Raw genomic sequence first — 9,831 nt, forward strand, 5'->3', positions numbered from 1 at the left:
TGGGGGGGGGGGTATGTGTGTCCCCTTTGGTGTTATTTCCCCCCCCCTGCCGTCTGTGGGCGGGGGTGGGGGTGGGGGGGTGGGGGTTTACAACCCCTCTTCGCCACTCACGACCACCCCGACCGGCCAGGACACGGCCGTCCGAGCAAGGATCCCGGATTTGAGCAGCATTCCCGACCTGGGGCCCGTGCCCCAGCGCATCACCGTCGACGCGGCGCAGGTTCGCCGGTTGATCGGGGACCAGTTCCCGGAGTGGGCCGGCCTCCCGGTCCGGCCCGTTGCCAAGGGCGGCTGGGACAACTTCACCTTCCTGCTCGGCGACGCGATGGTGGTGCGTCTGCCGAGCGCGGCCGAGTACGCCCTGGCCGTCGACAAAGAACAGCACTGGCTGCCGCGGCTCGCCCCGTCACTGCCTCTCCCCATCCCGATCCCGGTGGCGAAGGGGAGTCCTGGGGCGGACTACCCCTTCCCGTGGTCGATCCATCCGTGGCTTCAGGGCGAACCCGCGACCGCGGACCGCATCGCCGACCCGGTCCGCTTCGCCCTCGACCTGGCCGGGTTCCTGGCGGCCTTGCAAGGCATCGATGCCGTGGACGGTCCCCAGCCGGGTAAGCACAACTGGTTCCGGGGCGCCACGTTGCGCACCTATGACGCGACGGCGCGGCGCGCGCTCACGGCGTTGGACGGCCACATCGACGTCGACACGGCCCGTGAGATCTGGAAGACCGCGTCGGACACTCCTTGGGACGGGAAGGACCGCTGGTTCCACGGCGACGTTGCTCAGGGAAACCTCCTGCTCGACGGCGGCGAGCTGGCGGCCGTCATCGACTTCGGGACCTGCGGCGTCGGCGACCCCGCATGCGACATGGCCATCGCCTGGACGCTGCTGACCGCCGACGGCAGGCAGGCGTTCCGTGAGCGGCTGTCCGTCGACGACGCGACCTGGGCGCGCGGACGTGGCTGGGCCCTCTGGAAGGCGCTGGTCGCTTGTGCTCAGACCCGGGGCCGGTCCGATGAGGAATCCGTGAACGCGCGTCGCGTCCTTTACGGAATCTTTTCCGAATACGCCTCCGATCATCGTTGAGGGCAAAAGTACCGTCGAATTCCCGCCTTTCGGCTGTTCGTGTGGAACGTGATCGTGGCACGAGCAATTTCTGACGCGATTGCTTTACGGTCGCACCGGGGTCCGCACAGCGCAGGTGAACCGGAATCAGGAATGGGGAGTCGTCATGTTGAGGAATCGTGTGCCCGCGGGACGAAGACGGGCGTTGTCGTTGGCGGCGGCGGTCGTCGTGGTCACCGGCTTGACGGCGGGGACGGCGCGAGCCACCACGGTCGGGCCGGTGGATCTCGGCACGCTGCCGGGCGACGACGAGAGTACGGTCCTGGCGGTCAACGAGGCCGGGGTGATGGTGGGGCTGTCGCAGGCGGGCTCGAACCCGAGGCGCGATCATCCGGTGCGCTGGGACGCCACCGGACAGATCACGGCGCTGCCCACACCGGGCGGCACCGAGGGCCAGGTACGCGACATCAACAGCATCGGCGTTTCCGCCGGCTACGTGCTGACCGCGGGCACCGCGGTGCCGACCAGGTGGGACGCCGCGGGGCAGGCGACGCTGCTCCAGCTCCCGGCCGGCTATCACAACGCCCTCGCGTGGGCGATCAGCGACACGAACGTCGTGGTCGGGAGCTGGTCGACCCCGGGCAACCAGTACCACGGCTTCCGCTGGGACCCGGATGGCACGGTCACCGACCTGGGCGCCCTTCCCGGCGAAACCTGGAGCATGGCCGAGGACATCTCCGCCGACGGCTCCATCATCACCGGCGGCGCCAACCGCGCCGGGGCGAACCAGGCCGCGCGGTGGGTGAACGGCGGGCCGCTCACCGAGCTGGAGCCGCAAGCCCTGAACAGCGGGACACATGTGATCAACGGCAGCGGCGTGATCGCCGGGACCGTGCGTGACACCAGCGGCGGGCCCACCATCCCCGCGAGGTGGGACCAGGCAGGCGTGCGGCATCCGATGGAATGGCCCAGTCCCCACGTGGTCTGGGTCTATCAGATCGGCTCCACCGGTTACGTGGTCGGCTCCGGCTATCTGTACCCGCCGAAGCGGTCGGCCTTGCTCTGGGACCTCGACGGTCACGTCACCGCCCTGCCCGACGACGGCAAGGGCGCCGACGCCGAATCGGTCAACGCGGACGGCACCGTGGCGGGCACCTTCAAGAGCCAGGCGACGGTCTGGTTCCTCAACGGGGAACGCAGGCAGCTCGGTACGTTGCCCGGCGGCACCAGCAGCCGGGGCTACCGGATCACCGACAGCGGTCGCGTCGTCGGGACCGCGTACACCGCCGCGGGCAAGGGCCACGCGGTGTACTGGACGCTCGACTGACCAATCCCAAGTCCGTGAAGGAATCCTTGAGGGAACCAGAGTCCCTCAAGGATTCCTTCACGGACCGTCCTTTTCGGACCTCCCGAGGACCACCGGATCGGGTGATCATCGAAGTGCGCCGGCCCCCCGGCCTGTCTTACGTTGGATGCCCGACGTGAGGGAGACTCGATGACCACGACCGCCGAGGTCGGCAGACCGGACGCCACCCCGCCGGTACTGAGCCGCAAGCGCAGGAACGCGGTGTTCGCGGCGGTCATGCTCGGGATGTTGCTCGCGGCGCTCGACCAGACGATCGTGGGGACAGCGCTGCCGACGATCGTCGGGGATCTCGGCGGGGCCGGGCATCTGTCGTGGGTGATCACGTCCTACCTGCTCGCCGAGACGATCATGACCGTCGTCGTCGGGAAGCTCGGTGACCTGTTCGGCCGCAAGCTGATGTTCCAGCTGTCGGTGATCGTGTTCACGGTGGGCTCGTTCTTCTGCGGGTTCGCCGACGACATGATCTGGCTCATCGTGGCCCGCGCGGTCCAAGGGCTCGGCGCGGGCGGTCTGATGGTCACCGCGACCGCGCTCGTGGCCGATGTCGTGCCGCTGCGCGAGCGGGGCAAATATCAGGGCATCCTCGGTTCGGTCTTCGGTGTCGTCACGGTGCTCGGCCCGATGCTGGGCGGGTTGTTCGTGGACCACCTGTCGTGGCGGTGGGCGTTCTACGTCAACGTCCCGATCGCGGTCGTCGTGCTGATCGTGGCGGCGAGCGCGATGCCGAGCGTGAAGGCCGCGGCGAGGCCGGTGATCGACTATCTCGGCATCCTGCTGATCGGGCTGGCCGCGACCGGGCTGACCCTGGTCACGAGCTGGGGCGGCACGCAGTACGCGTGGGATTCGCCGACGATCATCGGGATGTCGATCGGCTCGGTGATCTTGCTGGTGCTGTTCGTCTTCGCGGAGAAGCGCGCGAAGGAACCGACCCTGCCGATGCGGCTGTTCCGGAACCCCGTCTTCACCGTTTCGGCGATCCTGAGCTTCGTCGTCGGGTTCGCGATGCTCGGTGCGCTGTCGTACCTGCCGACGTATCTGCAATACGTCCACGGCATCTCGGCGACCAGTTCGGGGGTGCGGATGCTGCCCATGGTGATCGCGCTGCTGGTGGCCGGCATTTTCGCGGGCAACATCGTCGGGAAGACGGGGCGGTACAAGGTCTTCCCGATCGCCGGCGGGGTCGGGCTGACGCTGGGCCTGTACCTGCTCTCACGGTTGACCCCGACGAGCGGGTTCTGGGAGATGTCCCTCTACTTCGCCGTCCTCGGTCTGGGAATCGGCTTGAGCATGCAGGTTCTGGTCATCGTCGTGCAGAACACCGCCGACTACCGCGACCTGGGCGTGGCGACCTCCGGCGTGACGTTCCTCCGGTCCTTGGGTTCCTCTTTCGGAGCGGCCGTCTTCGGCACGATCTACGCCAACCAGCTCGCCCCGAACATGGCCGCGGCGGGCGCGGAACACCCACTGCCTGCCGGAATCGACCTGAGAGCCGTGCAGGTCCCGAACGCGCTCCACGCCTTGCCTGATTCCGTGTCGGCGCCGTATATCCAGGCGTACAGCGATTCCTTGCACACGGTGTTCCTCTATGCCGCACCGGTCGGGCTCGTGGCGCTGGTGCTCGCCTTCTTCCTCAAGGAGGTCCCGCTACGGGACACCTCGCGAGCCGCGGCGCCGGATCTCGGCGAGGGTTTCGCGATGCCGGAGTCGGGCAACGGAGACCAGGACCTCGAACGCGCCGTCGGCCGATTGCTGGCACGCGACGGAAAAGCGGCTTCCTCCGGAGTCCTCATGAAGTCCGGCTGCGAACTCGACACCGGCGGGCTGTGGTGCCTGGGGCAGGTCCGGCTCCGGGAACGACGGGACAAACCCACGTCCTTGACCGTGATCGGCGATCGCTACGGCATCCCGCCCGAGGTGTTCGAAGCCGCCTTCGCGCGCCTGGAGTTCACCGGGCACCTGGTCTTCAAGTCCGGGGAATGGGCCACCACGGAGGCGGGGCGCGCCGAACTCGAAAAGCTCATCCGGGCGTGGAAGAACTGGCTGGCCGAGCGACTGCGGGACTGGGGCCTGGAAGGACACGACGAACTCGACGCGGCGCTCGGCCGGGTCGCGAACCGCATCCTGGACCAGGCCGCCGAAGACCAGCCGAGCGGGAAGCACGCGGCCGCCGTCTGAGCGGGGCCGCAGCTTCAAGAGCGCGACACCCGAGTCAGGGACGAGGCCTTCACGGACTTCCGTAGTCCCGCAGGAAAAGGGCTTCGGTCAGTGCCATCGCCGAGATCTCTTGTGGGGCGACGCTTTCGTTGGGCGCGTGGATGCGCGCTTGCGGTTCCTCGACGCCGATGAGCAGGATTTCGGCGTCCGGGTACGTCTCGGCGAAGACCGTGCACAGCGGGATCGAACCGCCTTGGCCGAGCCTGCTCATCGGCCGGCCGTAGGCGGTCCGCATCGCCTCGGCCATCGTCCGGTAGGCGGGGCCGTCGGTGGCGGAGCGGAAGGGTTGGCCGCACGCTTCGATCTCCGTCGAGAGGTGGACGCCCCTGGGCGTCGCGGCCACCAGGTGCCCGGTCAGGATGCCCGCAGCCTCCTGCGGGTCGATACCGGGCGGGACCCGCAGGTTCAGCCGGGCCCGGGCGTACGGGGTGATGGCGGCGGCGGAGCCGACGACCGGCGGGCAGTCGATACCGAGGATCGTCACCGCCGAACGCGCCCACAGCATGTCCGCGACTCCGGCGCCGCCGAGCAGGGGTGCGCCGGGGGAGAGCCCGGCGTCGGCGCGGAACTGCTCTTCGGGGTAGGGGGCTCCTGGCCAGAGTCCGTCGTTGGGGAGTCCGCGAACGGTGGTGTTCCCCTCGTCGTCGCGCAGGGTGGCGAGCACGGCCACCAGCGCGGCCAGCGCGTCCGGGGCGGGGCCGCCGAACATCCCGGAGTGCAGTTCGGACGGCAGTGCCTCGACGGTGACGATCAGATTGACCATGCCGCGCAGGCTGACCGTGACGGCGGGCCGTCCGACAGCGACGTTCCCGGTGTCGCACACGAGGATCGTGTCGGCCCGGAGGAGATCGGCGTGGTCGGGGACGAAAGCCTCCAGCCCGCCGGTTCCTTGCTCTTCGGAACCTTCGACGACCAGTTTGAGGTTGACGGGCAGGTCGTCGCCGAGGGCTCGCAGGGCGGTGAGGTGCATGAGGATGTTCCCCTTGCAGTCCGCGGCTCCGCGTCCGTACCAGCGGCCGCCCACTTCGGTCAGCCGGAACGGCGGCGTGTGCCACGCGTCGTCCCTCAGCGGCGGCTGGACGTCGTAGTGCGCGTAGAGCAGCACGGTCGGAGCGTCCTCCTTGCCGCACGACCGGGAGCCGACCACGGCCTGGCTGCCGTCCGGGGTGTCGGCGAGCCGGGTGTCGGTGAACCCGGCTTCGGTGAAGGCGTCCGCCACCCAGGTGGCGGCGCGGCGGCACTCCTCGGCCGGGAACTGCCGTGGGTCCGCGACTGAACGCATCGCGACGAGCTCCGCGAGTTCTTGCCGTGCCCGCGGCATCAGTTCTCTCACCCGATCACGGAGATCCATTTCCTCATCCTCCAGTCACGTCGGCGTAGCCTTGCTGATTCAGGAATTCCTGGAACCCCGCGAGTTTCTCGGGGCAATAGACCTGGATGACGAGCAGTTGCCCGCGGATCAGGGCGCTCTCCGGGAGCACCGGGCGCGTGCCGGGACCGCCGCCGGAGATCCCGCCCTCGCTCGTCGCACGGGCGAACGCCTCGTCCGGGTCTGCGCAGATCGAGCCGCCGTCCGTGCCGAACAGCCGGACCAGCTGCTCCTGGGACGGTGTGCGGGCGCCTTCCTGGACGAGTCGCGTGATGAGCACGTTGGCCTTCTCCTCCGCTTCGACGTTCGAGTGCGCCGAGCGGAACAGGAAGTACCCGGCCAGCAACAGCACGCCAAGTACGAGACCCACCACGAGGTACAGGATCTTGCGCTGCTTGGGGTTCGACCGTTCGTCCATCGTGGTCATGACGTGCTCGTCTCGGATGGCTCGGGCAGGCGCCACGAAGGTTTGCGCAAGCGATAGAACAGAAACGGTACGAGCAGGCCGAGGCCGAGCGCGCCGCCGGCGACGATCCCGAGGTACAGCCACGGGTTGCCGGAGCCGAATTGGGAGGGCGGCACGAATCCCACCAGAAGCGCGGCGAGCGACGCGCAGAACCCGATACCGCACAAGCCGAGCAGCATCGGCGCGCGGTAGCCGCGCGGATGATCGGGGAACTTGCGCCGCAGCCGCACCGCCGCGACGAACATCAGCAGGTACATGATCAGGTACACCTGCGTGGTGATCACCGAGAAGATCCAGTACGCGCTCGACACGTCGGGGATGAACGCGTAGAGCAGGGCGATGAGCGTCGTGATCCCGCCCTGGACCACGAGGATGTTCTGCTGCACGCCCTGTTTGTTGAGCCGTTGCAGGAAAGGCGGCAGGTAGCCCTCCTGCCGGGAGATCAGCAACAGCCCCTTCGACGGCCCGGCCAGCCAGGTCAGCATCCCGCCGAGCGACGCCAGGACGAGCATGACGCCGATCAACGGGGTCAGCCACTGGATCCCGAAGTTGGCGAACACGGCGTCGAAGGCCTGCATCACCCCGGCGGTGAGCGACAGCTGGTCGGCGGGGATGACCCAGCTGATCGCCAGCGCGGGCAGGATGAAGATGAGCAGCACGAGTCCCATCGCCACGAACATCGCGCGCGGGAACTCCTTGCCCGGCTTGCGCAACGAGGAGACGTGCACCGCGTTCATCTCCATGCCCGAATAGGACAGGAAGTTGTTCACGATCAGCACGAGACTGGCCAGCCCGGCCCAAGCGGGAAGCAGTTCACCCGCCGACATCGGCGCCGCGGAAGGATGTCCTTGTCCGAGGAACACGATGCCGAGGACCACCAGCAGCGCACCGGGGACGAGCGTGCCGATCACGAGCCCGCCGCCGGCTAGCCCCGCCACGCCTTTCGTGCCACGGGAAGAGATCCAGACCCCCGACCAGTACGTCACGACGATGACCGCCGCCGTCCACAATCCACTGTCGGCGAGGCTGGGATCGAACACGTACGCGAGCGTGCTCGCGACGTACCCGAGCAGACTCGGGTAGTAGAAGATCGTCATCGCGAACTGGCACCAGACGGCCAGGAAGCCCATCGGTTTGGAGATCCCGAGCGCCACCCAGTTGTAGACCCCGCCGGACCAGCCCGAGGCCAGTTCGGCCGAGACGAGCGAGGTCGGCAGCAGGAACACGATGGCCGGTACGACGTAAAGGAAAACGGCCGCGAGCCCGTACACGGCCATCGTCGGGGAGGGGCGCAGGCTCGCGACCGAACTGGTCGTCATGAGCGCGAGCGCGATCCAAGAGATCCACGCGGCCTTCGGCGCGGTGCGGGCGCTCACGATGCTCTCCCGCCCGGAACGGGCAGCGGTCTGTTCGTGGTCGTCATGGTCGTCGGCCTCCTCGAGCTCACCTCGGCGTGGGCTCGATCGTGGTCCGCGCGGAACCCGGCCGGGTCACCCGTTGCGGGCGAGAACGGCAGACGGCGACGGCGTGCGCGGAAGCCGTACTCACCCGGATCGGGGGAGTACGGCGGCGATCCGCTGTGCTTCCTTGACGCCAAGGCGTTTCGGCCACTGGGAGAGCACGGAGGGGACCATGACAGCAGAAGCGCGGCACCGTTTCGTGGTGGCCAGGCTCTGGGCGGGCGGCGGCGCGACGGCGTTGGTCGCGGCTCTGGCGGCGATCGTGGTCATCCTCGTCGCGAGTGGCTTGTTCGGCGTGCCCGTGCTGGTCCCGTACGGAGAAGGCGTGTGGGGCGGCGTCGGTGCCGCGGCCTACTCGGTGAGCGCCGCTGTCGCCGCGCTGGCCGCGACCGGGTTGCTGCATCTCCTCTTGAACGGGACACCGCGCGCCAGGTCGTTCTTCGTGACGATCACGTTGCTTCTGACGGCGATCACCGTGATCGTCCCGTTGAGCGTCGAGGCCGACCGGGGCGCCCGGATCGCGACGGCCGCAGGGAATCTGTTCCTGGGCGTGCTGATCACCGGCACGTTGTCAGGCGTTCTCCATTCCGCGATCCGGGCGGGCCGGCTGGTGCGCTGAGCTACGTCGTGGTGGTGACGACGGTGGCGGCCACCACGGCGGTGGACACCGCGACCGCCGCGGCCGTGCGGACCACGGCGGCGTTGACGGCCTCGGCGCCCCAATTGCCGTGCTCGATCTCCTTCGCGCGCTTGTAGACCTTCGCCGACCACGCGAGGGTGGGCCGGAGCGCGGGCAGCGCGCCGCTCGCGGACAGCAAGGCGGTCACCGCGGCGGTGCGCGGGTCGGGCGTCTCGTCCTCCACCAGGACGGCGCGGATCTCGTCCCGGAGCGCCGCCTCGTGCCGCGTGTCGGCCGCGGGCAGGCGGGTCATGGGGAACAGGCCGAGCACGCGCTTCTTCTCGCGCCGGATGAGGCCGCGTTCGATGAGCCTGTCGGTCAGTGTCTTCCAGAGGTCTCCGCCGATCGCGAGCAGCAGCGGCTGTACGCGCTGGGTTTTCGCGGCGATCCGGTCGTATGCGGCCTGAAGTACCGGGTCGGGCAGGGGACCGTCGCCCACCGCGATGATTTCGGGGCCGTTCAACGCGGAAGGCTCTCCCGTCTCGACCCTGCCGAGCAGGGCGAGTTCGGCGAGGACGGCACCGCCGAGGGTGTAGGGCAGGGTGCCCGCCGCCGCGGGGGTCCCGGTCTCGTCGTCGAGCAGCAGCAAGAGCAGGTCCTCGACGATCAGCAGGTCATTCTGCACTGTTCTCCCCGTTCTCCACGACGTCCACGGAGGCGTGGACGTCCTTCGATGGTCTTACGGGGGTGGCGACGGGACCAGTGACACAGCGTCATACGTCGTCGATTCGCTCGAATGGCTGGTCTTGGAAGGAGGGTGCCGGGGTGTGACCCGGCCTGTTCCGGCCGGCGGTGTGGCAGGTTCGCGGGTCCGGTCCGTGAAGGCATCCTTCCCTACCTTGAGGGTCAGGGTCGCGTGAGCGGGTCGTGAGTGGCGTTCGGGTTCTGTATGGGTAAGTCAAAGGTGTCGGGTCGTTGTGGCGGGCGAGAGCGTGAGGTGTCACTCAGGGGAGGGGTGTGTGGAAATGGGGACGTTGAATGTCCCTATTCCCACACACCCCTCGAGCTTCTCGGGCTACGTGGCCGTGGTGACCGGTCCGTCATATGGGATTTGCCGTACCTCTCGATAACCCGAAACGCCACTCACGACCACCTGGGCCGCTCGGTGCGTGGGTGGTGTCGGGGATCGCGCCGGTCCGGCGGCCCGGGGTATTCAGGGGACTCGGTGCGCCGTGTCGCGAAAGCCACTTTCGCAACCTTCAACGTTGCGAAAG

The 9,831-nt window shown here is 68.5% G+C and carries 8 protein-coding genes; 4 read left to right on the plus strand and 4 right to left on the minus strand.

All coding sequences use genetic code 11. From position 1 onward, the window contains the following. Positions 1-160: 160 nt before the first annotated feature. The 3 genes from ACFWMR_RS27665 (at position 161) to ACFWMR_RS27675 (ending at position 4,604) form a co-directional block, all read left to right on the plus strand. Positions 161-1,084 (plus strand): aminoglycoside phosphotransferase family protein, encoded by a 924-nt coding sequence (locus tag ACFWMR_RS27665; RefSeq protein ID WP_378380464.1) that lies wholly within the window; start codon positions 161-163, stop codon positions 1,082-1,084. 145 nt (positions 1,085-1,229) lie between these two features. Continuing rightward, entirely contained in the window at positions 1,230-2,390 is a 1,161-nt protein-coding gene (locus ACFWMR_RS27670) for an HAF repeat-containing protein (protein ID WP_378380465.1), read from the plus strand. A 168-nt stretch (positions 2,391-2,558) separates the two neighbouring features. Then, positions 2,559-4,604, plus strand: a complete 2,046-nt coding sequence (locus ACFWMR_RS27675) for an MDR family MFS transporter (protein ID WP_378380466.1) — start codon at positions 2,559-2,561, stop codon at positions 4,602-4,604. A gap of 49 nt (positions 4,605-4,653) precedes the next feature. Here the strand turns inward: ACFWMR_RS27675 and ACFWMR_RS27680 are convergent, their stop codons facing one another. Genes ACFWMR_RS27680 through ACFWMR_RS27690 form a run of 3 tightly spaced genes read right to left on the minus strand, consistent with a single transcriptional unit; the run spans position 4,654 to position 7,854 of the window. After that, positions 4,654-5,994, minus strand: a complete 1,341-nt coding sequence (locus ACFWMR_RS27680) for a dipeptidase (protein WP_378380467.1) — start codon at positions 5,992-5,994, stop codon at positions 4,654-4,656. 4 nt (positions 5,995-5,998) lie between these two features. Beyond that, positions 5,999-6,439, minus strand: coding sequence for a hypothetical protein (locus ACFWMR_RS27685; protein WP_378380468.1), 441 nt, complete (start codon positions 6,437-6,439; stop codon positions 5,999-6,001). After that, positions 6,436-7,854: an APC family permease gene (locus ACFWMR_RS27690; RefSeq protein ID WP_378380469.1), complete on the minus strand. Its 1,419-nt coding sequence runs from the start codon at positions 7,852-7,854 to the stop codon at positions 6,436-6,438. The genes ACFWMR_RS27685 and ACFWMR_RS27690 overlap by 4 nt, the downstream gene beginning before the upstream one ends. 256 nt (positions 7,855-8,110) lie before the next feature. Here ACFWMR_RS27690 and ACFWMR_RS27695 point away from each other — a divergent pair, with 256 nt between their 5' ends. Next, positions 8,111-8,557, plus strand: coding sequence for a DUF6069 family protein (locus tag ACFWMR_RS27695; RefSeq protein WP_378380470.1), 447 nt, complete (start codon positions 8,111-8,113; stop codon positions 8,555-8,557). A 1-nt stretch (position 8,558) separates the two neighbouring features. Here ACFWMR_RS27695 and ACFWMR_RS27700 read toward each other — a convergent pair whose 3' ends face one another. After that, a complete protein-coding gene (locus ACFWMR_RS27700; protein WP_378380471.1) occupies positions 8,559-9,242 on the minus strand; it encodes a GOLPH3/VPS74 family protein in 684 nt (227 codons plus the stop codon). Positions 9,243-9,831 lie beyond the last annotated feature (589 nt).

Source organism: Amycolatopsis thailandensis (genome assembly GCF_042723255.1).
GTDB classification, from domain to species: Bacteria; Actinomycetota; Actinomycetes; order Mycobacteriales; family Pseudonocardiaceae; genus Amycolatopsis; species Amycolatopsis thailandensis.